Annotated in this window: 26 protein-coding genes; 8 read left to right on the forward strand and 18 right to left on the reverse strand. The window is 45.8% G+C overall.

All coding sequences use genetic code 11. The features are described 5' to 3' along the window. Window positions 1-17 precede the first annotated feature (17 nt). The gene (gene yidC / locus AC787_RS15255; RefSeq protein ID WP_054025557.1) at window positions 18-842 is read right to left on the reverse strand and encodes a membrane protein insertase YidC; all 825 of its coding nucleotides are present in this window, start codon (window positions 840-842) and stop codon (window positions 18-20) included. 655 nt (window positions 843-1,497) lie between these two features. Between yidC and AC787_RS15265 the strand changes: the two genes are divergently transcribed. Next, window positions 1,498-3,003 carry an ABC transporter substrate-binding protein/permease gene (locus AC787_RS15265; protein WP_054025559.1) on the forward strand — a complete coding sequence of 502 codons (1,506 nt, stop codon included), beginning with the start codon at window positions 1,498-1,500 and terminating at the stop codon, window positions 3,001-3,003. Then, complete coding sequence (locus tag AC787_RS15270; RefSeq protein ID WP_054025560.1) at window positions 2,996-3,718, forward strand: amino acid ABC transporter ATP-binding protein; 723 nt, start codon at window positions 2,996-2,998, stop codon at window positions 3,716-3,718. Before AC787_RS15265 ends, AC787_RS15270 begins: the two co-directional genes overlap by 8 nt. Window positions 3,719-4,295: 577 nt before the next feature. On the opposite strand, the gene AC787_RS15275 is transcribed toward AC787_RS15270, so the two are convergent. From AC787_RS15275 to AC787_RS15300, 6 genes are all read right to left on the reverse strand, one after another. Continuing rightward, window positions 4,296-5,399, reverse strand: a complete 1,104-nt coding sequence (locus tag AC787_RS15275; RefSeq protein ID WP_054025561.1) for a glycoside hydrolase family 105 protein — start codon at window positions 5,397-5,399, stop codon at window positions 4,296-4,298. Window positions 5,400-5,449: 50 nt separating this feature from the next. Further along, window positions 5,450-6,325 (reverse strand): carbohydrate ABC transporter permease, encoded by an 876-nt coding sequence (locus AC787_RS15280; protein ID WP_054025562.1) that lies wholly within the window; start codon window positions 6,323-6,325, stop codon window positions 5,450-5,452. 61 nt (window positions 6,326-6,386) lie between these two features. Further along, complete coding sequence (locus AC787_RS15285) at window positions 6,387-7,349, reverse strand: ABC transporter permease (RefSeq protein ID WP_054025563.1); 963 nt, start codon at window positions 7,347-7,349, stop codon at window positions 6,387-6,389. A 71-nt stretch (window positions 7,350-7,420) separates the two neighbouring features. After that, window positions 7,421-8,980 carry an extracellular solute-binding protein gene (locus AC787_RS15290; RefSeq protein ID WP_054025564.1) on the reverse strand — a complete coding sequence of 520 codons (1,560 nt, stop codon included), beginning with the start codon at window positions 8,978-8,980 and terminating at the stop codon, window positions 7,421-7,423. 257 nt (window positions 8,981-9,237) lie between these two features. Next, complete coding sequence (locus AC787_RS15295; RefSeq protein WP_054025565.1) at window positions 9,238-9,420, reverse strand: hypothetical protein; 183 nt, start codon at window positions 9,418-9,420, stop codon at window positions 9,238-9,240. Window positions 9,421-9,693: 273 nt separating this feature from the next. After that, complete coding sequence (locus AC787_RS15300) at window positions 9,694-11,211, reverse strand: extracellular solute-binding protein (protein ID WP_235560986.1); 1,518 nt, start codon at window positions 11,209-11,211, stop codon at window positions 9,694-9,696. Between the two features lie 145 nt (window positions 11,212-11,356). Here AC787_RS15300 and AC787_RS15305 point away from each other — a divergent pair, with 145 nt between their 5' ends. The 3 genes from AC787_RS15305 (at window position 11,357) to AC787_RS15315 (ending at window position 14,786) form a co-directional block, all read left to right on the forward strand. Continuing rightward, window positions 11,357-13,660: an AraC family transcriptional regulator gene (locus AC787_RS15305; protein ID WP_054025566.1), complete on the forward strand. Its 2,304-nt coding sequence runs from the start codon at window positions 11,357-11,359 to the stop codon at window positions 13,658-13,660. A 66-nt stretch (window positions 13,661-13,726) separates the two neighbouring features. Continuing rightward, window positions 13,727-14,245, forward strand: a complete 519-nt coding sequence (locus AC787_RS15310) for a DinB family protein (RefSeq protein WP_054025567.1) — start codon at window positions 13,727-13,729, stop codon at window positions 14,243-14,245. Between the two features lie 121 nt (window positions 14,246-14,366). Further along, window positions 14,367-14,786 carry a DUF1284 domain-containing protein gene (locus tag AC787_RS15315; RefSeq protein WP_054025568.1) on the forward strand — a complete coding sequence of 140 codons (420 nt, stop codon included), beginning with the start codon at window positions 14,367-14,369 and terminating at the stop codon, window positions 14,784-14,786. Between the two features lie 85 nt (window positions 14,787-14,871). Here AC787_RS15315 and AC787_RS15320 read toward each other — a convergent pair whose 3' ends face one another. Both AC787_RS15320 and serS read right to left on the reverse strand, forming a co-directional pair. Next, entirely contained in the window at window positions 14,872-15,849 is a 978-nt protein-coding gene (locus AC787_RS15320) for a phosphotransferase family protein (protein ID WP_054025569.1), read from the reverse strand. A gap of 61 nt (window positions 15,850-15,910) precedes the next feature. Next, entirely contained in the window at window positions 15,911-17,188 is a 1,278-nt protein-coding gene (gene serS, locus AC787_RS15325) for a serine--tRNA ligase (protein WP_054025570.1), read from the reverse strand. Between the two features lie 382 nt (window positions 17,189-17,570). On the opposite strand from serS, the gene AC787_RS15330 reads away from it, so the two are divergent. The 3 genes from AC787_RS15330 (at window position 17,571) to AC787_RS15340 (ending at window position 19,294) form a co-directional block, all read left to right on the forward strand. Then, window positions 17,571-18,029: a hypothetical protein gene (locus tag AC787_RS15330; protein ID WP_054025571.1), complete on the forward strand. Its 459-nt coding sequence runs from the start codon at window positions 17,571-17,573 to the stop codon at window positions 18,027-18,029. A gap of 52 nt (window positions 18,030-18,081) precedes the next feature. Continuing rightward, window positions 18,082-18,636, forward strand: a complete 555-nt coding sequence (locus AC787_RS15335) for a hypothetical protein (protein ID WP_054025572.1) — start codon at window positions 18,082-18,084, stop codon at window positions 18,634-18,636. 106 nt (window positions 18,637-18,742) lie between these two features. Further along, window positions 18,743-19,294, forward strand: coding sequence for a hypothetical protein (locus AC787_RS15340; protein ID WP_054025573.1), 552 nt, complete (start codon window positions 18,743-18,745; stop codon window positions 19,292-19,294). 100 nt (window positions 19,295-19,394) lie between these two features. Here the strand turns inward: AC787_RS15340 and AC787_RS15345 are convergent, their stop codons facing one another. The 9 genes from AC787_RS15345 to AC787_RS15385 form a co-directional block, all read right to left on the reverse strand. Beyond that, on the reverse strand, window positions 19,395-19,835 hold the full coding sequence (locus tag AC787_RS15345; RefSeq protein ID WP_054025574.1) for a hypothetical protein: 441 nt from the start codon (window positions 19,833-19,835) through the stop codon (window positions 19,395-19,397). A 45-nt stretch (window positions 19,836-19,880) separates the two neighbouring features. Beyond that, window positions 19,881-20,390: a GNAT family N-acetyltransferase gene (locus AC787_RS15350; protein ID WP_054025575.1), complete on the reverse strand. Its 510-nt coding sequence runs from the start codon at window positions 20,388-20,390 to the stop codon at window positions 19,881-19,883. A gap of 53 nt (window positions 20,391-20,443) precedes the next feature. Continuing rightward, complete coding sequence (locus AC787_RS15355; protein ID WP_054025576.1) at window positions 20,444-21,100, reverse strand: hypothetical protein; 657 nt, start codon at window positions 21,098-21,100, stop codon at window positions 20,444-20,446. Between the two features lie 154 nt (window positions 21,101-21,254). Continuing rightward, window positions 21,255-21,773, reverse strand: coding sequence for a hypothetical protein (locus AC787_RS15360; RefSeq protein WP_054025577.1), 519 nt, complete (start codon window positions 21,771-21,773; stop codon window positions 21,255-21,257). A gap of 27 nt (window positions 21,774-21,800) precedes the next feature. Then, window positions 21,801-21,974: a hypothetical protein gene (locus AC787_RS34110; protein WP_161807545.1), complete on the reverse strand. Its 174-nt coding sequence runs from the start codon at window positions 21,972-21,974 to the stop codon at window positions 21,801-21,803. Between the two features lie 43 nt (window positions 21,975-22,017). Beyond that, window positions 22,018-22,458: a hypothetical protein gene (locus tag AC787_RS15365; RefSeq protein WP_235560987.1), complete on the reverse strand. Its 441-nt coding sequence runs from the start codon at window positions 22,456-22,458 to the stop codon at window positions 22,018-22,020. 149 nt (window positions 22,459-22,607) lie between these two features. Next, window positions 22,608-23,054 (reverse strand): NUDIX domain-containing protein, encoded by a 447-nt coding sequence (locus AC787_RS15370; protein ID WP_054025578.1) that lies wholly within the window; start codon window positions 23,052-23,054, stop codon window positions 22,608-22,610. Window positions 23,055-23,536: 482 nt separating this feature from the next. After that, on the reverse strand, window positions 23,537-25,540 hold the full coding sequence (locus AC787_RS15380; protein WP_054025580.1) for a GTP-binding protein: 2,004 nt from the start codon (window positions 25,538-25,540) through the stop codon (window positions 23,537-23,539). Window positions 25,541-25,673: 133 nt separating this feature from the next. Beyond that, the gene (locus AC787_RS15385; RefSeq protein ID WP_054025581.1) at window positions 25,674-26,207 is read right to left on the reverse strand and encodes a YceI family protein; all 534 of its coding nucleotides are present in this window, start codon (window positions 26,205-26,207) and stop codon (window positions 25,674-25,676) included. Window positions 26,208-26,284 lie beyond the last annotated feature (77 nt).

Consider the following 26,284-nt stretch of genomic DNA (forward strand, 5'->3'; position numbering starts at 1 on the left):
GATCGTCTCCTTCATATTTAGGCGCTGCCCTCGAGTGCTACATCCACCTTCGGCGCATACACTTTTTTGGCTAAATAGGACTGCGCAATCATGAATAAACCACCTGTTACCCAGTAAAGTGAGATAGCCGCCGGTGCCGATAGCGCGAATACGCCCATAAGGATCGGAGATAGATAACCCATGAAAGCCATCTGCTTCTGCTGTGCAGCATTCGCATTGGGTTGCGTCGTCTGCGACACCTTGAACTGTACAAAATAAACGATCGCTGCGATGATCGGCAGCACGATATCCGGCGAACCTAGCTTAAACCAGAGAAAGGAATGATCCGCCAGCTCAGGCGTCAGCTTAATAGCAGAATATAGCCCCATCAAAATCGGCATTTGAATGAGCATCGGCAAGCAGCCGATAGCAAGCGGATTGACCTTATGCTTCTGGTAAAGCTGCATCGTTTCCTGCTGCAGCTTCTGCTTGGATGCTGCATCTGACTTGTTTTTGTATTTATCTTGGAGCTCTTTGAGCTCCGGCTGAAGTACCGCCATCTTTGTCTTCATCTGACTCTGAGAGCGATATTGGCGCATCATGAGCGGCAGTAGAACAAGTCTGATCAAAAGCGTAATACCAATAATCGCAAAGCCATAATTTCCACTAAACATATCAGCAAGATACTGAAGAACCGCTGATAATGGATAAATGACATAGTGGTTAAATATGCCCGGCGTATTCCCATCGATCGTACCGCTTGCTGTACTACAACCGCTTACTAGAAGAAGTCCTGCCAGCATCATGCCGGCCATTAATACACGTCCATATTTTAAAGAAGGGAATACATTGTTCGTTTCCATAAAAATCCTCCTCGTTTGTTTGAAAATAGCTGGGCAAACGAGTTGGAACAATCTGCTATGTCGTCATCAGGCGATTCTTTCCGCTTCACCTTTCGAACTAACCAGTGATGCAGCGGAATCGATCGAATCAATACCTGCGGCATCAAACTATACAATATACTTACAACCTGGCTCCGTTCCCAGTACTCATAAGCACCAGAATGCAAATGCGAAGCGTAAGCATACGCTAAAGAACAAAGAAGACTGATTGAAATCAGATACGGTATGACGTCATGCAGCTCAAGCTCGAACAATGTACTCACCTCCCTTCATTTCAAAATAGATTTCATTCTATCTGGATATTATAACAGTAATTCTCATCAAATGACGACTGTCAAAATTTCAAATATTCAAACGAAATTTGCAAGTGCCTCATCTTCAATAAATGCAGTCTTTTCGCATAAATATTTCAGCATAATTATAAGTGGGTACTAATAAATATGCTGAAATTTTCACAAAAGCGACTTATTGGTTATTTACAAAGGATATGGAACACCATATAATTTCTAATGTTGCAGGCGCATACGGCTGAATCAGATCTATTTTTCGACATAAACTCATCTCGTGATAAAAGATAAGCCTGTTAAACCTATCAACTTAGAAGAAAGAGGACATCATGAATCGAAAAAAGCTCAAAGTCATTTATTTATCGCTCATCGTCTTTACGGTTCTGCTGATCGGACTTGGACAAGCCTTCCCTATGGGGAAAAACAGCGCTTATTCCGTTAGTGCAGAGAGTGCAGCAAGCACTCCAGCAGTTGGTCAAAAAAAGAAACTTGTAATGGGCACATCTGCCGATTATCCACCTTACGAAAATGTCGACGCCAAAAACAACGGTGAAATCGTTGGATTAGATATCGATATTGCTAAGTATATCACCAGCCAGCTCGGATACGAACTGGAAATCACACACATGGATTTCAATGGGCTCGTTGCCGCGCTTCAGACAGGCCGAGTCGACTTCGTAATGTCCGCCATGTCCGCTACGGATGAGCGAAGGCAGAATGTCGATTTCTCCGATACTTATTACGCTGCCCGCAATACGATCGTCTCAAAAAAGTCTGCGCCGCTGGAGACTGAAGCCTCATTATCTGGCAAATTAATCGCGACTCAGCTTGGCTCTACGCAGGATCTATACGCGGAAACGATTGAGGGAGCTACACTAAAAAAACTCAATAAGATTCCAGATCTGATTCAAGAGCTGAATTCCGACCGCGTCGATGCCGCTATCGTAGAAGACGCTGTCGCCATAGAAATGACCAACCTTAACCCAGGGCTAGCGATGCATTTCTTGCCAGCAGAATCGGCAGACAATGGTTATGCCATTGCATTTCCTAAGAAATCACCTATTGTGAGCGAGTTTAACGGCGTCCTCTCGGAAATGAAGGACAACGGAAAGCTCGAAGAAATCGTGCAGAAGTGGTTTACTGTTGAGAAGGAAGAATCCGATTCGCTGCTTAACCTGAACATCGACTTCAGCATGCTGAAGGGATACATTCCTTATATTCTAAAAGGTGTATACGTAACGCTTCTCTTTACCCTTGTCTCCGCATTATTCGGACTTGTGTGGGGAACGGTACTGTCACTGTTCAAAATATCCGGTATTAAGCCGCTCGAGTGGTTCGCAACCGCCTATACATCCATATTCCGCGGCACGCCGCTGCTTGTCCAGCTGACGATTATTTATTATGCAACCCCGCAGCTATTCAACTATGACATTCCTGCGCTGATGGCTGCCGGTTTAGCATTCGGACTCAATTCCTCGGCTTACTTGTCCGAAACGATCCGCGGCGGCATTATGGCCGTGGACAAAGGACAGCGCGAGGCCGCCATTGCACTCGGCATTCCTTACCGAAAAATGATGCTGCGCATTATTTTCCCGCAGGCACTTCGTAATATTTTGCCAGCGCTCGTGAATGAATGTGTTGCTTTGCTTAAAGAATCGTCACTCGTATCCGTCATTGGTGTTTCCGATTTGATGCGCCGAGCAGATGTGGTGCGATCTATTGAGTTCCGTTCCATCGAAGTATTATTATTTATTGCCGCGATCTATTACGTGCTTGTGCTCGTCTTAACATCGTTTGCCCGTATGCTTGAAAGGAGGCTGCGCCGCAGTGATTAATGTAACCGACTTAACAAAAACCTTCGGCAAAAACCAAGTGCTGAAAGGCATTACGACAACCGTTGAAAAAGGAGAGGTCGTTGCACTCATTGGACCGTCCGGTTCAGGTAAATCCACCTTTCTTCGTTGTTTAAATATGCTTGAGACACCGACTTCCGGTGTGATTACGATTGATGGAACGCCGATTACCGATCCCAAAACGAACATAGCCCGCGTACGGCAGCGGATTGGCATGGTATTCCAGCATTTTCACCTGTTCCCGCATATGACCGTCATCGATAATATTACGTTTGCTCCGATTCAGGTCAAAGGAGTATCGCAGGAGCAAGCTCGCGAGAAGGCGATGGAGCTGCTGGCTCGTGTAGGTCTCTCGGACAAAGCAGATAGTTATCCATCCCGCTTATCCGGAGGGCAGAAGCAGCGTGTAGCCATCGCGAGAAGCTTAGCTATGGAACCCGACATTTTACTGTTCGATGAGCCTACTTCGGCGCTTGATCCTGAGATGGTGAAAGAGGTGCTTAACGTTATTCGCGGCCTTGCGGATAGCGGCATGACGATGCTAATCGTTACGCATGAGATGAAATTCGCCCGCGAAGCTGCGGACACGATCTACTTCCTGGATAACGGCAAGCTTGTTGAAAAAACGAAACCTGAACAGTTTTTCACAAAGCCGCAAAGCGAGCGCGCTGCACGGTTTCTGGAGCAGGTGCTCTAATCAACTCGATCGAAGGTTGGCGCTAACAGGTTGTGTGTTTATAAGCTGCCAATATAGGTTACTTTTCAGGATTAGAACGGCTAGGGTGAATGAGTCTCCCACACTTCAGGCGGATTATCAAAAAAGTAACCTCAGTCGCAGATAGCTAGCACTGAAACGTACGTTGTAGTTTCTGCAACAGATACCTTACATGAGTCTTAGTTAAATGAACTACGTTGCACTTTTGCAGCAGAATGGGTCGGTTTTGCTGCATCCAAGGCTGAATTGACTGATTCTGCTGCACTTACTGCAACATAGCCATTCGCTCAGCCGCAGCTCGAGCATTCTATTGTAGTTTCTACAGTAGAATGACGTTTGAGGGGCCCATCCCATGGCCCTCTGATGCTATCGGTAAATGGCTAGCCAGCTAATCAATTGCTGACTGCCCTGCCTTCATCTTATTACAACATGGGGGGCACCGAGCCGAACATCGCTCTCAACCAAGCAGAAAGCAGAGAACAGCCATCTGCTAACCCATAGCAACAACTACAAACAAAGCTCTGCGGCTCATTTAGCCGCAGAGCTTTCTCTTTATCCGCTACTTTTTCCGAGCAACAAGCGATTCCATCTCCACACAAGCCATGATGAACGCGCCGACGCCGTGCAAATCATTCTGACTCGTTGGACGCGTGACGTAGTTCTCATAATCGCCGGCCGAGGTGCCGATGCAAATATCCGGCAGGACAAAGCGACCCTTCTCATCAGACTGCACCACTCGTACAAGCCCTTCAAACCCGCGCCTAGCCGCAGCCAAGCACTCATCGCCAACGAGACCAAGCTTGTATGCTCTAGCAAGCGTATAAACGAACAAACAGCTGCAGGAGGTCTCAAGCCAATTGTCTGCCAAATGACCTTTATCCACCACCTGATACCATAGACCGCTCTCCGCATCCTGATATTTAACAAGCGTCCGCGAAAAATCAGCCAGTGCAGCCTTCAGCTCGGTACACCCCGCTTCACCTTCTGCTATTTCATCAAGAAATTGAGCTACCGCAAGACCATACCAACCAAGTGAACGACCCCAAAATTCAGGCGAGCAGCCTGTCACTGGATCTGCCCAAGGCATCTGCCTGCTCTCATCCCAAGCGTGATACAGCAGTCCCGTCTGCTCATCCCTCATATAACGGCGCATCAACTGCTCTTGATGCAGCACCATATCGCGCAGTCCTATATCCCCATACGCGTTAGCATATTTGAGCGCAAATACCCCGCACATATACAAACCGTCCAGCCACATATTGTAGGCGTATTTATCCTTGTGCCAGAAGCCGCCCTCCGAGGTCCGATGCAGCGTATTGAACAGGCCGCGCAGCTTATCAGCAGAGACTCGGTATTTGCGATCACTGCCGTGCTCATCAAGCCGAAACAAGAGCAGCCCCGGTTGTATAGCATCCAGCTCGTCACGGGCAAAATCAAAGTTGCCGTTATCATCAACTAGCTTGTCTACGTATCGTTTGATATAGGCAGCGTAGCGGTCATCCCGCTCCTCCTGCCACAGCATCTCCATCCCGCAAAGAAACACGCCTTGGTGATAATGCCAACGGCCAGCAGGCGGAAGCTTTTCCGGCAAATAAGCATTCATTAAAGAATCACAAGCAGCTCTCGCCCATTCAATCGGTGTCATTTTCACTTTATTTGGCATCCAAACAGAACTCCTCTCCATTTTCCCTATTACGGTTCAAGCTCACGCCATCAGCCTTTAATTGAGCCAAGCATCGCGCCTTTGGAGAAATGCTTTTGCAAGAATGGATAAACAATCAGAATGGGCAGCGTCGCTACAACGATGACAGCCATCTTCACCGTCTGGTCGGGCGGAGGTACTGCTGCATCTAAGTCAGAACTGTAATCGAGACCGCTAGCAAGCACGACGATTTGACGAAGCAGCACCTGAATCGGCCATTTGGCGCTGTCATCCAAGTACAGAATGGCACTGAGGTACGTGTTCCAATAAGTTACCGCATAAAACAATGAAATCGTCGCAATAGCAGGCATAGATAACGGGAGAACGATCCGGAACAAGATGCCGAAGTCGTTGCAGCCGTCGATTTTCGCCGATTCCTCCAGCCCTTCGGGAATATTTTGAAAAAAGTTTTTCAAAATAATAAGGTTGAATGCGCTGATCGCCGACGGAATAATAAGCGCCGCATAGCTGTCGATCAATCCCATCTCCCGTACAACGAGAAACGTCGGAATGAGTCCGCCGCTGAACAGCATCGTAAATACGACGAGAAACATGATTCCCTTGCGCCCGTCGAGATCTCTTCGCGACAAGCCATATGCCATCAATGCTGTCGTGAACATGCTGAACAGTGTGCCAACTAATGTAACGCCAGTCGAAACCGTCATCGCACGAAAAATGGTATTGGTCGAGAAAATAAATTTATAGGCATCAAAACTCCAAATCGTAGGCACGAGGATGAACTTCTTCATCGCCATCTCGGCGCTGGTCGTGAACGATCCGGCAACAACATGCAGGAACGGGAGCACCGTAACGAGCGCGATAATGGCAAGTAGCGTGAAGTTCACTATTGAAAAAAGCCGCCCGCTGAACGTTTTATCCTCTACCATGCTGAACCCTCCTTAAGTTTTAGTAGCGAAGCTTTCTTCGTCTTCGACCGACCGCCCTATTTTAATAGACACCTTCCTCGCCCATCTTCTTCGCAAGCTTATTGGCCGCTATAACAAGCACCAGCCCGATAAATGATTTAAAGAAGCCGATCGCCGTGCTGTAGCTGAATTGTCCCTGCCTAAGACCGGCTGTATAAACATAGGTGTCGATAATTTCGGCAACGTCGCGATTCATCGCATTCAGCAATAGATATACATGCTCGAAGCCAAGCTCAAGCACATCGCCGATTTTTAGAATCAGTAAAATAATAATAACGCTTCGAATCGCAGGCAGCGTGATATGCCATACCTGCCTGAGCCGACCCGCGCCATCCATGCGCGCTGCCTCATACAAGCCAGGATCGACGGAGGCGATAGCCGCCAAATATATGATCGTTCCCCAACCCGCTTCCCGCCAGATAACCTGAATGATATAGGTTGGTCTGAACCACTCGGGACTGAGCAGGAAATTGATTTTTTCGAATCCAAAGTACACAAGCAGCTCGTTCACAATACCGCCGTCCGACGTCAGCATGACGAAGCTGATCGACACGATAATGACCCACGACATAAAATGCGGCAAATACACAAGCGTCTGAAATGTTCGTTTAAAAAAAGAGAATCGAACCTCGTTCAGCATTAGCGCTAGTAAAATCGGGACTGGAAAATAGAATAATAAGTTCATGCCAAACAGCAGCAGCGTATTCGTCAAAATGCTCAAAAAATCCGGTTCCGTGAACAGACGTTCAAAATGCTTAATCCCAACCCATTCGCTCCCGCCTATACCCTTAAACGGCTTATAGTCCTGAAACGCGATAGCAAGCCCAAACATCGGAATATATTTAAAAATAATAAAGAAGAGCACGCCCGGCAGCAGCATGACATAAAGCCATTTGTTTTTCCAAAGCCGCTTCTTAAGCTCGCTCGTTCTAGGCTGAGGTACCCTTGCCAGTTGAACTGCGGTTTCCTGATGACCTTCTTGCATATGGGTTCTTCCTTTCCACGGGAGGTTTTAGAGACTGCTCGAGCAAGCGAGCAGCCTCTATGGGCTATTCTTTATTTTTTGTAGGCAGCATTATATTCTTCGATAATTTGAGCCCCGCCGCGCTTCTTCCAATCCTCAACCGCTTTGTCAAATCCAGCCTTATCGATAGATCCATAAATATATTTGTAAGTGGCATCCTTCATAATTTCCTGAAGCTCCGTACCCTTCTCTGTGTACGTCTTCGAATCAAGCGGCGCAGTAGGATCGGCAATGGCGATCTTCTCGTTCTCGATGATGAGCTGCTCTGCATGAATTCGTGCCGGAAGCTCATGGAAACCATCGTACATGCCGTTCGTTTCAGGCTCGCCTATGACGCTGTCCTTAAAGCCTTTGACCTCGCGTTCCGTCAGCTCTTTATCTGCCGATGCTTTCGCCTTGCCTTCCACTACCGTATAATGAGTGCCTTCAATTCCCCAGAACATCATGTTCGCCACTTCTGGCGTCATCAGCTTATCGAAGAAGGCCAAAATTTTCTTAAGCTCGGCTTCGTCTTTAATTGCTGATTTCGGGAACAACGCTACGTTGTTATAGCCCGGAATGGACCATGATGCCAGCTTCCCGTCTGGTCCGGCAACCAAGCTATGTGTATCAACAACTGCTGTCGGCACGTTCTTAACAAGGTCCTTAACCAGCGAGTCAACATCCTGCATGGAGCCGATGTATACGCCCGCCTTGCCGCTTGTGAACATATTTACTTGATCTGTTTTGCTTGTAGCGGCAAAGTCTACGTTCATCAATTTCGCATCACGGATCTTTTTGATAAAATCCATCGTGGCTGCATATTCAGGCGTCGTAAAATCCGGAACGAGCTGCCCGTCCCTCTCTCCCCAGTTGTTCAGCGTGCCGAACCATGCAGAAACCGTTTTGAAAGCGCCATACACGAGATCGTTGCGGTCAGCTAAACCAATCGTATCCGGTTTGTTGTTGCCATCCGGGTCGCCCGTCGTAAATTTCTCCATCATCGCAAACAGCTCATCTACGTTAGTCGGTGCGGCGATGCCCAGCTTATCTGCCCAGTCCTTACGGTAAATGATTCCTTGGCGAGCGAGCGGCCTGCCGATGTATACCGAATAAAGCTTGCCATCCACTTTGGTATTATTCAGAATCTCTTCTTTCAGCTTGCTCAGATTCGGGAACTCGCTGAAATAAGCGCCAATTTCCCAAAACTGACCGTCCCGAATCGCTTCCTTCATTTGAACGAAGGTCGCTTGGTTTTTCAAATAAGTAACCTGAGGCAGCGAGCCCGTCGCAAAGGAAGCGTTCAGCTTCTCCTCATATGTGTCTGCCGGGAAAAATTGATACGTTAGTTTTGTATTCGTTAGCTTTTCCAACTCATTTTTGATTGTATCTGGCGGTGTCTCAGCGATGTTAAGTGGAAGCATGATCGTAATTTCGGTCGGCTTCTCCGGCTCCACGGGTTTGTCTGTCTCCTCAGTCTTTGTTCCGCTGTCATTGCTTACTGCTGGCGGCGTATTGTTTTTTCCGTTATTGCTGCCGCTTGAGCAAGCTGCGAGCAATAAGCTAAATGTCAAAACCACGCCCATCAGAATCGAAACCGATTTTTTCTTCATACAGCGTTGACCTCCATATAACGTTTTGGTTGCTACCCCTTCAAGCTACCATCACGATAGAGAGTGCCGAAACAATCATTTGTACATATGGCGTATCGTTTCAGAGGCATCTGAGTTAATGATTATCACCGCTTGTGGTGACACTTGTGTCAGAATAATAATGGCCGCAACACAAAAAGGATGAAGATCGCTCTTCACCCTCAAATCATGTACATGGTTATCGTTTATATGAAAGGGCACTCATAACAGCATGTCCCTTACTTCCAAGCGGAAATCTTGATCTTCTTATATTTGTTCACCAATCTTCTCTCCAGCTTCTTAAAAAAACCTTGGGTCTTTTTCTCTTCCTGTATGTTGCGCAGACCTCGTATAAGCAGCTGGTATCTCCATTCGTTATCATATCCGAGCTTATGTACTTCTTGGAAAAAATCAGGTTTCATGTTAAGTCACACTCCATGTCGTCTTTTCACTTCAGCCATCCATCAACAACTTAAATCAGATTCTTATTATATACTGTTGTTCTATGCAATTTCTAAACAAATTACGAGTTATTTCGACAATTATATATAATTTTTAGTTTGAAATCGATACTTTTATACTAGTTCTTTGTACTCATTCGCCTTCTTTGTTACTTTTATTCGCAAAAAATAGAGCAGCCAAGCAGGAAATAAATAACCTGCTTGGCTGCTCTATTTAGATATGGGACTCTTTCATTATTTTTTGAAATAAGCATCCGTATATTCGCTAATCATCAAGCTGCCGCCGCTGCGCTTCCAGCGTTCGACCTCCTGATAGAAGCCTTGGGCGCTAATTTGTCCGAGAATATATTTGTACGTCGCGTCAGAAATAATTTTGTTCAGCTCCATGCTTTTCTCATCATACGTCTTCGAATCCAGTCCAATCACCTTGTCCGTCACGATAAACTTATCGTTATCTGCACTGAGGCGCTCCGCCATCTCCCACATCGTTTCTTTCTCCGCTACCTTCAGCACATTCGGATTACTTAGGTCGGCAATCATAAGCGGATAAAGCGCATTGACCTCTGTTACGCGAAGCTGCGACGTCTCTTCGGGAAGTTGAACCTGCTCCCCCTCCATAAGATAGTGCTTGCCCTCTATCCCGTAACGCATAAGATTGGCAACGTCCTTATCCATCGTACAATCGAAGAACGCAAGCTGCTCTAGCAGCTCCTCCTCCGTCCGAATCGCCTTTTTGGAAAATAAATAAAGACCATTATAGTTCGGAATCGACCAGACACGGTACCCTTCCGGTCCTTGTATGCGATTCGCTAATGTAAATCTCGCTGCAGGATTAATCTGCTTCGCTTCATCCGAGAGCCGCTGCACGTCGGTCATACTGCCGATATATACGCCTGCGGCACCACGTATAATGTTATCACGCTGCATCTCCTTGCTCGTCACCGCAAAATCCGTGTTTATGAGCTGTTCATCGTACAGCCGCTTCATGAAATTCATCGTATCCATATACGCTGCCGTTTCGAACTCCGGAACCACCTTCTTATCAACAATACCCCAATTGTTCGGTGTGCCGAAATAAGAGCTTAACGTCTTAAACGCTCCAAATACCAGATCATTACGATCAGCCAGCCCGACGGTATCCTTAAGCCCGTTGCGGTCAGGATCCCCCAGCGTAAACTGCTGGATCACCTCATACAACTCTTCAATCGTTCCGGGCTTGTCTAGCTTGAGATTTTCCAGCCAGTCTTCCCTTATAATAATGCCCTGCCTAGATGATGGCCGCTCCGTGTACAGCCCGTAAATGCCGCCATCAATCGCGGACTGCCCCAAAATGCCGCTATCCAAATGCCTTAAATTCGGGAACCGCTCCAAATAAGGGCCGATCTCCCAGAAAGACCCCGAGCGAATCGCATTTTTCACAAAAATATAATCGGTATGCTTCACGAACGTCGCCTTCTTAAGCGAATTGGTCGAGAGCGCTGTGTTCATTTTATCTGTGTAAATACCGTCAGGTACCCAGTTAATATCAAGCTTCACATTCGTTAAGTCTTCGATGAGCGTAATGATCTCCTCACTTGGCGGGTGGGGAAAGTGGAGCGGCGCCATAATTGAAATCGTCGTTTTTGCATTTACGTCTCTTCGCTCATTCGGAGCAGAAGATGCGGTGCATGAAGCACATATGAAGAGGATAAGCAGCACTATAAAAAAGCGACAGCTTAAGCGTAGTCCTGTGTTCTGTGAACTGATTCCCACCTTAATCCCCCTTGTCTTATCAGCCTTTTCTCTTCATAATCTAAGGAAATGATTATCTGCGCGACAGATGATTATTGCTCAAAATGTATGCGTTTACTAAAATAAAGCTAATGCTCGTTCATTCCTAGAGAAGGTGTTGATAGCTGTGCGATCCTTAACCTTTTTAAGCAAGATGACGATCTTCGGCTTTCTGCTCAGCACGCTTCCCGTCATTTTTATCGGCGCATTCTCTTATGCAACCTCTTCCAGTGAAATCCAGAAAAATGTAAACCGTGGAAAAATGCAGCTTATAATGCAAATCAACTCAAATGTAGAGCAGAAATTGACGACTGTCAACCACACGCTGAATCAGGTGATTAACTCGACCGTGCTCAAAAAAGCGATGAATCAGCCGCTCACCGTCAACGATTTTGTCATGTATGATGACTTGCGGAACGAAATCCGCCATATGCAATCCTTTGACACCAAGCTTGAGGACGTCGTCCTGATTAACGATCGCCACAACTGGATGATCAAGAATTCCGGGCTCTATTCCTTTGAGCAATATGCATATTTCGAGGAGCTATCCAGCCTAATGCAAGTACCTGAAGGAACCTCATGGGTGCTTAACCCATCCAGCTGGTTTTATAGCGAGGAGGCAGCAGAGAGTGCTGCTTGCAGCTACAGCATAAGCCTCGTGAAGAAGCTTCCGACGAATGGGCTTGAAAAATACGGCTTAGCGCTCGCCAACATTCCGACCTGCAGCTTGCAGGAGCTGCTTAAGAGCGATGAAGACCCTTTTTCTACAATTATGATTTTGGATGACCAATACCGTATTCTGCTTCATCCCGACCAAACGTTGATCGGCAAACCCGTCCTCGAAAGCGGTTTGCATATGGGACAGCTCACTGAGCCCTCCGGTCAATTTACTGAATCGATTGATCAGAAGGATTATTCCGTCACCTATTACCGTTCCGAGCTTAACGGCTGGGTCTACCTCTCAGCCACATCCATTGCCGGCATGACGAAGGAATCAAATAAAATCGGCACGTATACGCTATATGTTTGCTTATTTATGCTTATGCTGTCCATGCTGCTCGCCTGGCTCGGCTCGCGGCGTATGTATTCACCGATTCAATTGCTGCTGAATCAAATCGGCGAGCGTCTGACCGATATTCAGAAGCGGAAAACAAATGAGTTTCAAGCGATTGGCGAACGCGTCACCCATTTATTCCAATCCAAAACCGAGCTTGAGAAGGAGGTTAGGCAGCATATTCATCAAGTGCGCACCTTTTTCTTCATGAAGGCCTTCCAAGGCCATATCAAGCCAAGTGAAGTTCCCGAGAAGCTAACGCAATTTGGCTACGAATCTCAGCTAAAAGAGTGGAAAACGATGGCAGCTATTACACTGCAAATCGATTTTACCGACAACAGCCGATACTCAAAGAATGATCTTGAGCTGCTTCTATTCGCCGTGCATAACATTATCGAGGAGCTCATCCCCTTCGAGCAGAGGCTAGCGCCAATCATTATGGATCAAACGATTGTGACGATTATCGGCAGTGCGGAAGTGGGCAAAGAAGCTTTCCACAATGCCAAATATGCGTTAACCGAGCATCTCCAGCAGCAGATTGCAAGCTACCTTAACGTACAGGTCAGCATTGGCATGAGCTTGCCCTTCAGCTCCTTCTCGTCGCTGGCGACAGCCTATAGGGAAGGCCTTGAGGCGCTGAAGCAGCGCATGAAACTAGGCGTAGGCATCATTATTCAGTATGAGAATGTGAATGCTGGCAAACATTATTTGAACCTTAACTATCCGGGGCATATCGAGAATGAGCTTATGGATGCCATTAAGCTGGCAGAGAAGGATAAATCGAAAGAGCTGCTAAAAGCCTTTTTGCAAGCCGTATTTATCGTAGAGCTATCGCCGCAGGAATATCAAATTCCGCTTGCTCGGCTGCTCAATAACCTGCTGATTGTCATGCAGGAATCAGGCGTAAGCCTAAACCAGATCCATCCATTAAAAGGCTCGCTGCTCGAGGAGCTGCTTGAACTGCATACGTCTGCTGAGATCGATGATTGGTTCTGGACGAGTGTTGTCTATCCGTTGATTAACATATTTAAGGATCGTCAGGAGGCGCAGTACCATAACATTTCCGAGAAAATTATTGACCTTGTGCAGCATCAGTACGACACCGACCTCACACTTGAGGAATGCGCGTCGCGACTCCACTATAATGCGAATTATTTGAGCAGTGTTTTTCGCAAGGAGACGAATTATTCGTTTAGTGAATATTTGTCGATGTATCGTTTTAAAATGGCAAAACAGTGGCTTGCAGAGAGCGAGCTGCCGATTAAAGACATCGCCTCAAAGCTGTGTTACAACAACCCGCAAAACTTCATCCGTTCCTTCCGTAAGCAAGAGGGAATTACGCCCGGACAATACCGCTATAAAAAACGCAGCGGATAACCGATAAAAATAATGAAAGCATTTGGAAAATATTTTGCTCTTCAATATGAGAAGGAGGCTATACGCATGACACAACGACCGTCAGCGGAAGAATACAATGCTTATTATGAACAGTATATCGGCCTTGTGGGCGAAGGATCTGTTACGGAATGGCTTACAAAGCAGCTGGCAAGCACGACTGAATTGCTTTCCGATATTCCCGAGGAGCAGGCCAACTACCGCTTTGCGGAAGGAAAATGGACGCTTAAGGAAGTAATCGGTCACATCTCTGATAATGAGCGCGTCATGAGCTACCGTTTGCTTCGCGCAGCACGGGGTGATAAGACGCCTCTTGCCGGTTATGATCAGGATGATTTCATGAACGGTGCCTCCTTTCAAGATTGGTCTTTATCACAAATTATCGAGGATTACATTTCCGTTCGCCGAGCTACGCTCGCTTTATTGCGCGGCTTGTCTGAAGAAGCTTGGCATCGCATAGGCGTAGCTAATGGCGGCAACATTTCAGCTAGAGCGCTCGCTTATATTATTGCTGGACATGAGATTCATCATTTGAACATCGTTCAGGATAAGTATTTAGGGAAATAAATCGTTTCTCTAATTTGATTGTTAACATAACGTGAAACCAGATAAAGTCCTATATGTAAACCTTTTATTGTGATAAAATGGTTAACATATAGGACTTTTTAGTATGAGGAGCGGTACTTCTATGACGATTCGATTACGAGGACACCATCTGCTTTGTCTACTAGGTTATCGAGGCATGGGGTATTCAGATGATTTCTGTGTAAATATGACCGCTATTTACGAGAAGCTGCGGGTAAATCCTGAAACTGAAATTGAGATGATTTTAGGCCCAGACGATGTTTGCAAAGCGTATCCGCCGGACAAAGCCTACCACTGTGAGGGAACCGTCTACAGCTTGGATGAGGCAATACTCTCAAAGCTTGGGCTTCAAGTAGGCTCAAGCGGCAGCTGGCAATCCATCTGTGACCGCGTAGCTGAAACGATGGTGCCTGAGGACATCAGTCATCTCTGCACGACCTGCCCTTGGGAGAAATACGGAGTATGTGCCGAGGGAGTCGGACTGCTTGTAGAGGGCAAACCACTGCCTAAAGTAGGTGCGTAACAAAAAATGAGGCAAGGAAATGCTATCGCAACGCACCTTGCCTCATTTTGCAATCACAATTGAACCCACAATCAAACGTTTACTATCAATAGCGTTGAACGGTTCTGGCAATTAAGCGCTTAAGATCACGAACCCGATTAGGGGAATCAACGGTTGAATGACTCAGCATGTCGCACAGGGCAACAAGGTCCTCAAGCCTCGAGAGAAGCTTCCATTTTCCATTAAGAACTCCCCCATTTTCCTGATAAGACCGGATAAAATGATTTTCAAATAAAGAGCCGTCCTCCTCATACCGCAGCATATTGGCAATATCAGCATGCCGTCTCCACGAAAAGGCGAATTCCCAGTCAAGAACAGCAGATACAGAGCATCCTTCCCGTTCATTTCGCATCAATATGTTTAAACCATTGAAATCCGAATGTACAAGCACCGGCGGTTCCATGTTTTCGGGCAATATTGAGCGATGTGTTTGACAGAAAGACCATACCTGCTCTGTAAGTTCCTCTCCTAGCCATTTACCGCATGGGCTGTTGTAGAGACATTGTTCGATAAAAGAGATAAACGGGCCGTCGTCCATTTGGAATGGTTGAGTGACAGTTAAGTCCTTATCTAGAAATCCAGATTTCGGAAACGTGAAGCTATGAATACGTGCTAGCACGCTGCCGACAGAAGATGCAGCTGCTGCTACATCCTCACTAGTTCCTGCTTTCAACACATCACGTAAAAGAAAACCTTCTTTCCACTCTAGCACTGCCCAAGCTTTATCGAATGTACTGCAGCTTGTATCAAGGTAGATATAGTCAGCTACTGGAACGGATTCTCGTACAAGCTTTGCAATAGCCGCCTCTTTTTGTGCAATCTCTCCATCTCCACGGAACAAACGAACCACATAGGGAGTCGAGCTGCCCTCCAAAATGATTTTGTAATTGGAATTGCTGAAGCCGGTACTTAATCTTTCCGCTGTAATAACCCGTATTCCCGAAAGAGCAGGTTTAATTAATTCATTTAGTTGCTTGAGGTCTAGAGAAATGTGCTGCTCGGTTCGTTCCCAGCCTTCTTTCATATACAAGGCTCCTTGCTCAATCTGCCAATTACCCGTATGGCAGAATATTTTATTGGTTTACTCAAATGGTCAATCGCTGCAAGCCATTCATATAAGGCTGAAGTGCGGCTGGGATACGAATCGAGCCATCCTCCTCCTGATGGTTCTCGATGAGCGGAATGAGGATACGCGGGCTTGCCACTGCTGTGTTGTTCAGTGTATGGCAAAATTTTAACGAGCCATCCTCGGCACGGTAGCGTATATTCGAGCGGCGTGCTTGAAAATCATGCAGGTTCGACGACGAATGCGTCTCCCCGTATGCTTGCCTGCTTGGCATCCATGTCTCGATATCGTACTGCTTATACGTTTTTTGCGACATATCTCCCGTGCAAACCGCCATGACCCTATAAGGCAGCTCAAGGAACTGAAGCAGTTCCTCTGCATTAGCCGTTATTTCCTGCAGCAGCGACTCCGACAACGCTGGATCAGCCTTACACAAAATGACCTGTTCGACCTTTGCAAACTGATGTACACGGTAAAGGCCATGAACATCTCTGCCTGCCGATCCGACCTCGCTGCGGAAGCATACCGATGCAGCAGCCAGCTTAATTGGCGCTCCAACCTCTACAATTTCGTCCGCATAATAGGTAACCATAGGTACCTCCGAGGTGCCAACCAGCCACTTCTCATCGCCTGCAATCCGGTAGGTTTGATCCTCACCGAGTGGAAAAAAGCCAGTGTGATTCATCGCATCGGTACGGACCATTAATGGCACATCCAGCAGTGTGAAGCCTTTTTTCAGCAGTAAATCGATAGCAAGCTGCTGCACGGCGCGATGGAGCAGAACGCCTGCCCCCTTCAAGTAATAATTGCGACTGCCTGCTGCTTTCACGCCTCGCTGCACATCAATCATATCGTGAAGCTCGCCCAGCGCCATATGATCCTTCGGCTCGAATGGGAAACTCGGGGCTTCGCCAACACGCCTCTGCTCAACATTATCCGCATCCGATCGTCCATCTGGCGTGTCTGGCGATACGATGTTAGGTACTAGTTCCAGCAGCTCAGTAGCATGCCGCTCTACTGTTGCAAGCTCCGCTTCTACTGTGCTCAGCTTCTCATTCGTTTCCTTTACCTTCTGCTTGGTTTCCTCCACTTCAGGCAGAGCACCCTGCCTCACCAGCGTACCAATATGATTCGAGAGCTTGTTGCGAATTTCCCGCAAAGCTTCCGACTCTTGCATCAACTGACGTTTCTTCTCGTCCCAGAGCAGCAGCTCAGCAATAGAAATCTGTATCCCCTTCTGATTTGCCACCGTCTGTACCTGCTCCTGATTTTGCCTTACCCATCTCATGTCCAACATGTCACCCGCGCTCCTTTTCATTAGAAAAACACAAAAAACGCCCTTCATCCCTATGGGACGAGGAGCGTTTTTTACTCGCGGTGCCACCCAAATTGACCAAACAGACGCACTGTTCAATCCTCTTTGTTCCGCGATAACGGGCGGGCCCGGTAAACTTAGGGGGAAGGTGCTTCCCTCCCCTTGACGAGAACGCCTCCGAGTTGGATTCTCTTCACTGGCGTGATCCGATAATTAATTTTGTAGTAATATAACATATTATATGAGACCAACACAAGTGCCATTGTGGAAATTAAATTCCAATTCACTCTTTTAGAAAACCTTGCATGCAACTTTATCCACTTTTTAACAGTCAATAAATGATAAGAAGAAGGGAGGGCATGTATTGAGATATAGTCTTCTATTTACATTCGTACTCATCATGTTTGGGCTGGTGGGGTGTGAGAGCTCGGAAGGAAACAACGCTTTAACCATTAATTCAGAGCAAGTAAAGAACGAGCCGCTTACGGAATCGATTCAAAAATCAAATGATAAATTAATCATTCAAAAAAGAGTCGGAATGGAAAACCGATACGAGGACCATAAGGAAATTAACGAGGAGAAATCCGTTTCTACCGTTAAAAGCATTTTACAAGAAGGAGAATGGGAAAAAGTTAAATTCGAGATGTCACGATCCGCCGATTACAAAGTTCATTTCCAGCCTACAGATGGCTCAGAAGCAAAAGCGGTATTATATGAAATTTGGTTTACGAACGATATTGCTGAGATTTATATAAGCGGTACTCATTCTTATAAAAAAACGACTAAAGAGGATGCAGAAGCGCTGGGTACTATTATAAAATGAGCAAGGAGTACTGGTCTTTTCTTATATTAGAAAGAAATGAGGCGTGGTGTTAATGAAATGGATCAGCACTCTTCTCATTTTACTCGTATCTGTATCCCTATTTCTTATGACTACACCATCTAAAAGCTTCGCATGGTCATGTATGGAGAGCGATGAGCCCAAGCAATTGTTTAAAAGGCATGATTTTGTATATATTGCAAAAGCCATGGAGACCTCCTATGAGGACACAGGCGGTATGAATCCCAAAAGCAGGACAACCTTTGAAGTGAAATCGACATTGAAAGGCACTTCCACCGATAAAGTAACCGTTGTAACGACTGTCGGCAGTGATTTTACTGAAGGCACAGACTATCTTGTATATGCTTATCAAACAACGAAAAGCAATTATTTATACAAGTATGAACCAGGTGAGATCGCTACAGATACTTGGTGTGGGGGAACAAAACCATTATCGCTTGCGAGTTACGATCTTGAAGATATTGCTGAATATAAAAAGATGAATAAAATAGTCAATTTTATTATGATTCCCCTAGTTGTTGCTGCAGTAATGGTTACCGTTTTCTTTCTAATAAAACGATTCCACAAAGGAAACCTGCGGCGACGCTGATGTGTTTTTCAAGGTTTATGGTTGAGAACACGGCGACTCGTTTAAAATAATAAGGAGACATAAAGATGGGCCGGATCAAGCAAGCCCTTCACGAAGGAGGCTCCTCATGCTGAATGGGACGACGACAATACCGCGTAAGAATAGAAGACAAAAAGGTTTTGCGTCTTTCGCTGCTTTTGGAATCACGATGACCTTATTAGCTGGCTGCGGACAAACAGGAACGAGCGAAATGGGTGCTCCGCCTAATCCGGATTCCGCTGCAATCGCACCCGCTAATCTAGACGAAGAAACGAACGCTGTATCCGAGGCGGATAATCCCTTCGCTGCTGCAGGCATTAATGATCCCCAGGCTTTTATCAAAATGTTCGAGGCGGCTAAGGCAGCTGTTGCCGCTGATGAGAAAGATGCAGTTGCAGAGCTAGTGCTACTGCCGCTTCGTGTAAACGGGAAAACGCCTATGGAAATTACGTCCAAAGCGGAATTTATTGAGAAATATGATTTAATCATGACCAAGTCCGTGAAAGAGGCGCTAGCCGCGCAGAAGGTTGAGGATTTGTTCGTTCGCGATCAAGGGGTGATGGTCGGAGACGGTGAGCTTTGGTTTGGCGCATCGGCCGAGGAGCCTCAGGTATACGGCATTATTGCCGTTAACCCTTAGTAGGTACCGTAAAGAAATAGACGCCGATTGTAGATTAAATGTACAAAAAAACAGTCCACCTTGTCATCATATCGTGGACTGTTTGGTATGAATCCTTTTTCTATTCCTTCGTAAGAGACTTTAACACCTCAACCGCCATTGTTACTTTATCCTCTCCCAACGTAGTTTCCGTTCCATAAAAAAACAGCACATTTGCTACATGGTGTGAACGATATGGCTCCAAATCCGCTGCTGCCCAACTACCAGCGAAATCCTCTAATCCCTTTTTAGCCTCTTTGCTTGATGAATACATATAAATACTGATATTCTGACTAGTATTATAGCTAAATTGCTCCGGTTTAATATCGTTATAGGCTCTCGAAAATACAGCATCCGGATTGATATCGGTTTTTTCGGTTAACGGGATGCCATGTTTTTTGAATACGTTCTTTATTTGTTCTAACGTTATCGTTGCATCGTTTTGCTCATTCGAACCTCCGCCGTAAGTACATCCTGTAACCACTAAACACATCATACAAACGATTATAATGATTTTCCTCATAACATCGCCCCTTTAACTGCTATGACGTATTAAAAAGGAAATAAGTTACAGAAGCTCATTCCAGCCAAGCCCTAATTCGGTAACGGTGTCATTACCAATTTGGATATCTTTTTTCGTAAAAGCCTCCGCACCCAATCTGTAATAAAAGGCTGTTGCACAATTTTTCTCTAAAACCCATACCATTAATGATTGGTAATGGTGTCGTTTCAAATGATTGACCACAGCGGAAAACAGCGCTTTTCCATATCCCAGTCCCTGGTATTCTTCGAGCAAGTATATGGAGTAAAGCTCTGAGTCGTAGTGATATTGCTCACTCCTGCACTTCCCACCGTTTGCGAACCCAACTATTGCTCCATCATCACTTTCCATAACGTAAATCACTTCATCGGGATTCGAACGATTAAATACCCAATTCCAATTGTTAATACGGCTTTCGACACTGAGCTTGGACAAATATTCATCCGAGATTATCCCCTTGTAGGTGGTTTTCCAGCTCGCTACATGAACATGAGAGATACCAGGTACATCATCAATCGTCGCCTGTCGAATCCGCATATTATCCTCTTTTCTAATCGCGTAATTGGAATGAATATACTTTGACCTCCCTATTATCCTCTTAAAAAATCAGAAGCTTTATTTTCACGCAGCCAACTCGTCATAAAATTAAACAGCTCTATAGAGTACATATGTTCTTTGTTCCCAGCCGGCATTGTCTCAACAATTTGTTTTACATTGTCTTCAACCGACACGGATTCAATGAAACTAACCAAACCCGGATTAAATGAATTTAGCGCTTCAAAGTAATGCCTCTGCGGTTCAATAAAAGTTAAATGCATTTCAAATCCTCCTCGTCCTCTGGTCGTGTCTCCCTCCTTGCGTCTACGCAGCTCAGCTTCATTTATATTTAATAAATAATATTTATCTGGAAATCCAATCTTACGAGCAAGCAATTGCTTACGGTAATAATCCGTTATGAAATCAAGCGACTGTCCGTCAAAGAGAGTAAATCCAAAAGCCCAGTTGTACCAGAACGGCTGAAATAGATCGATGTCAATAACAACAAAACGATGATCCCTGCATTTCTCCTGTGCTATTCTAAAGCGATCAAGCTGACGTTCAAAGAACCATTCAGGATACTCATGCTCAGGGCGTTTCCACCACGTATTCACTTCGGGAATATGATAACCATCGTAGTTTAATGCTAACGCGCTAGAGGTCGTCGTCTTGCCAACTGCACTTGCACCTTCTATTTGTATAATCGTCATAAAATTCCCCTCGCACTTCGCTTAATTCTGCTTTTATAGAAAAACCATGAGGTGAAAATCGATTCCTCTGCATTATGGCTTGCAACCTTATTTATGAAATAAAAATCCTGAGGATCTATTTCTATTTTTGTAATAGGTTGAACCGGCGCTTCGCTTATCCACTCGTCAAATGAAACGATCGAATGACTAACCAATCTAAACGGTTCCTGTGGTAGAAAGTACACCATCCACTTCTCCATGGGGCTTTATTCATAGTGTCGCTGGTTAACGAGAAGAAATAATATTTACTAGATGCATTCACTTTTAAACATGCATTTCGAAAGTTTCCTACCAATTTACTCCGATCAAAAACAGCATAAAACAACGGCCAGATGCCATCTTTTGTGCCAAATACAGCGTCCACATATTTACCGTTAAAAAGTGTCTGTCTTCTCAACTCGAATTGTTCAATATTTTTATGATTTGACCCGTGCATAATTACGGGCTTCGTCATTGCTATATACTGTACAAAACGGAACTTAGGATAAGTGCTGGAATACATAATTTCAGACTTATTGCGAACGGCGTCCGAATACAACTTTTCATATTCCTTGATTTCATCATCAGAGAAATTAAATACAGGAGAGCGATAAAATAGGAGCCCCATCAATACTGAAGCTACTTTACGTATCATGCCATTCCCTCTATCCGGACGGAGCCATTATTTTTTTACACTTTTTATAAAGGCATTGCCAACGACAAGCGTAACGGCAATAACCACGATAACAACTAAAGTATCTTCTGAATTGTGGACACGGTGGGTTAAATCGAACAGGTACCCTAATTCAAAAAATAGGATAACCAGCCAGATCGCAAAATAATGTTTTGTGCTCATCGTATCAACCTCTTCTCAAGACGATTTATTTGGCCAAACCATTCTAATTTCGTCTCCAATTATTTTTCACAAGCAAAATAGCTATAATCAACAAAAATATGCCACCTACATAAAAAAGCACCTTTTTAAAGCTGAATGCTTTTCCCTCATATTCGCTCCCATACACTGCCTTAATGAAAGAACCATCGTCTGCCTTTATCGCAATGGCCTCATTAATATCTATATCCTTGATTGCGTAGTATTCCGTTCCCTTCGGATAAAAGTTTGAGAAGTTGCCAGAGTAAGTCCCTTCTTCATCTGAATAGGAGGTTACCTTTCCGATTTTATCGCCAATTTGCGATGATTCCACCCAAGTGTCCGAAATGATATAAGACTTGCCGTCGTTCACAACAAAGCGATGTGCCCAATCCGCATGTGCCGACCCTAAAGCAACCAATGTACTTACTGCGAAAAAAACGCTAAATAAAAACATAAACTTCCTCAAATGGTTGCACCTCCCTGCATTGTACCTTAATTAGACGAAAAAAAAGAGAGAGAGTTGCATTTGGATCACCGTTAACAAATAAAGCTGCCAATCCGTTATGATCGACAGCCAACACTCGTTTATATCAACCTCATTTTATCGTTAAACGATTAAGTGTTTGTGAATATCTGAGAGGCAAGTTCTTCGGCGTAGTCCAAAATATGGATACGTTCACCATGCCCCTCTATTCGATTCACAACTTGCTTAGCCGTTTCAAAATTAAAGGTAACGCGGCCAGTGGTCTCAAACCCTTCCGGCATAGGAACAAAGCTATGAACCTTAGCGATAACAAATACAGTATACGTATCTGTTTCCGTCCAATACCAGCAGGCAAAAGGTATTCTCTTTGGCATCAATAACAGGCCGGCTTCCTCCACCGTCTCCCGATCTAACGCCTCGTCTATACTCTCGCCCGGTTCGATTCTGCCGCCAACCGTCGTTAGTGTTTGTTCGTTGCGATCCCATACCATCACGATCGACCCATCATCAAGCAAAGGAATACTGTGTATGCCAGCAATTCTTTTGTCCGTTGGGAGCTCCTTCACTCTTTTTAACATAAAACCCTCTCCTTCAGCCTATCGCTACTCATTACTTAGAAGGTGACAGACCTCTTCCAGCTTCATACCTCGAGATCCTTTAACTAAAACGACATCATCTTTACGAAGTATTCGCAGACACTCCAATTTAATTGGCTTCGATATACCTTGGCGATGCTTTGCAGCGCTTTTAACGTATCTTTTACTATAATAATCGGCAATCCTTCTGGAGGCGGTGTATGGTCTGCTTACCATAAGGAAGCGACTGCACCCCCCTCAAAAGCCTGATGCATGCAGCGTTTCTTGCCACGCATAACCTTCAGCCATGTTTATGATTTCTTCAAGGGAACGTTTGATCATTGGAATCCTCCCTTATGGTCAACGCATTTCACTATAATCACCCATATATTACCTTATATTAAATTGCTTTGCTCGATTTTTCCACCCATATCTTCCTAGTTATATGCCTTATCCGTTATAAATGAACAAAAAAACGCTTGCGGCTAAGAGCCGGCAAGCGCATTACGAACAGCTAATATATATTTCGACTGATCCAGCGGGTTGACACCTCGCCTTACCCGTTCCGCCTTTACATCAGGCGGACATTCGCGATATCCGGCGAAGAAGGTTGCCAGCGCGCCTCTGCCCTTTGTAAGCGATCCGAACCTCGCAGGAAACTCAAGCGACGTAGCCACAGGAATGATCCCTTCGATTTCCATTCGTTCCTGCCTGACGACTGGCGTGTCAAACTCACCCCGCATCAGAATGAGCTCATTCATCAGCTTGCCACCCGTCTCTTCCGGAACAGAGAGGCGGAAGGACAGCATAGGCTCCAGCAGCTTTACCCCAATACGTGATAAACCATCCATAATGCCCATCGGCGTTGCTACCGCAAAATCAAGCGGATGGGTATGCCACACATGATGCTCACCCTCGACGAGAGTAACCTTAATATCCGTTACTTCCCAGCCAAAAAGCCCCTGCTGCAGCGCTTCAGGTACACTTCTTGCTACCTCGTTCTGATAGCGGTCAAGCAGACGCTCCGAGCGAACAACAGAGCTGAACGTTATTCCGCTCCCCCGTTCACCGGGCTCAATATAAAACCGCAGTATTGCCCAGCATGGCTTCGGCATTGTGTAGGCAATGAAACCCTCGCCTGTTTGAGCAGGCGTCTCTTTATAAATGACAGACGGCTGATCGAATTCAGCCTTTAGGCCGTACCGATTGTTCAGCACATGCGTAAGCACCTCAATCTGAATCGGCCCCATTACTTTCAGATGCAGCTCGCGCTGATCCTGCAGCCATTGTAAATCGAGCAGCGGATCCTCATCCGCAAGCTCATGCAGCGCCGCAACGACAGCCGGATATTCGGCTTCGTTGCTCCAGCGCACCTGTACCGTCAGCAGCGGTACGGCCATCCGCGTCTCACCAGGCACATATTCTGCGCTGCCTATAATGTCGCCAATGCGTGCCTGAGTCCAGCCGCAAACAGCTGCAATATCTCCTGCCGCGAGCAGTCCCACATCCTCGGCCTTCTGCCCATCGATTTTGCGAATCTGTGTAATTTTCTCCTCGATCTGCTGCGTCTCATTGCGGACGGAATCACGATTGCGAATGATGCCGCTGTATAGGCGAACATAAGCGATTCTACCCATCGCCGCATCACGCTCGATACGGAAGACAACACCCGACACCGGACCTTCTGAGACGATTTTGGGTGGAGGCAGCAGTGTAATCATCGCTTGCATGAGCGGCTCGATACCTATCCCACGATTCGATGCGCCAAAAAGAATCGGAAACAGCTCACCACGCTGTGTAAGCGCAGGCAGCCGTTGATTCAGCTCCGCTTTCGGCAGCGTGCCGCTATCCAAATATTGCAGAAGCAGTGATTCATCGTGCTCTGCCATGGTTTCCTCCAGCTGCTGCAAATAGATCTGGGCTTCCTCCGTCTCACTCTCCGCTGTTCCAGCCCCAAGCAAGCTAACTGCACCGCTAAAGCTATCTTCGATACCAAGCGGGGCCTGAACCGGCGCTGCTTGATTGGATAGCAACCGCCTGATTTGCTGGATCGTTCCTAATGGATCGGCTCCGATTCGGTCCATCTTGTTCACATAAATAAGCGTAGGAATATTTCTCTCCCGTAAGGCATGCCAAATGACTTCTGTCTGCGCCTGTACACCCTCCACCGCTGACAAAATAAGTACCGCTCCATCCATGACGCGAAGTGAACGCTCGACCTCCGAGAGAAAATCGACATGACCCGGGGTATCAATCAAATTAATGGTTACACCCTGCCAAGAGAAACGAGTTGCAGCTGCACGTACCGATATACCCCTTGATCGTTCCACTTCAAGAAAATCCGTCTGCGCCGTCCCCGCATCCACACTGCCAAGCGATCGAATGCGTCCGCTATGGAATAAAATCTGTTCTGTTGTGGTTGTCTTTCCTGCATCTACGTGAGCAAATATTCCGATGTTTCGTATATGTGTTGAAGCATTAGGCTCCATTAAACATGTCCCCTTACCCTTACTAGCTATTCCTTTTCTTATCCTACCGCTGAAAGCGTTTTACGGCAACAAAAAACGGCCTACCGGGGCAATCGCCCGATAAGCCGTTTAATTAGATGTACTTCTATTTATATTAGCCTTGTTGAATCGCTTCAATATCGATGGAGATCTTCACTTCGTCGCCAATGAGTACGCCGCCTGTTTCGAGAGCAGTATTATACGTTAAGCCGTAGTCACTGCGCTTCAGGCTGCCTGTCGCGCTAAAGCCTACTTTATCGTTGCCCCAAGGATCTTTGCCTGCACCTTCGAAGCTAACAGCAAATTTCTCGGAACGCGTCACACCGTGAAGGTTCACATCCCCAAGTACGGAATACTCACCGTTGTCTGTTTTTGTGATTGCTGTTGATGTAAATACGAGCTTTGGAAACTGCTCGATATCAAAAAAATCACTGTTGCGCAAATGTGCATCACGATCTTTGTTGCGTGTATCCACGCTTTCGAGGTCAATCGTAAGCTGGATGTCAGCCGAAGTCAGGTCATGCGCGTCAGCGGAGATATTGGCTTCAAAAGCATGAAAAGCACCTTTTACTTTTGCGATCATCATATGTTTTACCGAGAAATCGATACTGCTGTGCGTGGAATCAACCGTCCATTGTGATTTTGCCATTTTAAAATTCCTCCTATGTATAATTTATTATTAACTTACTTTTTAAAATCAACTAACTTATAATATGTATATATTAT

The sequence above is a fragment of the Bacillus sp. FJAT-28004 genome, assembly GCF_001280845.1.
Lineage (GTDB): Bacteria > Bacillota > Bacilli > Paenibacillales > Paenibacillaceae > Pristimantibacillus.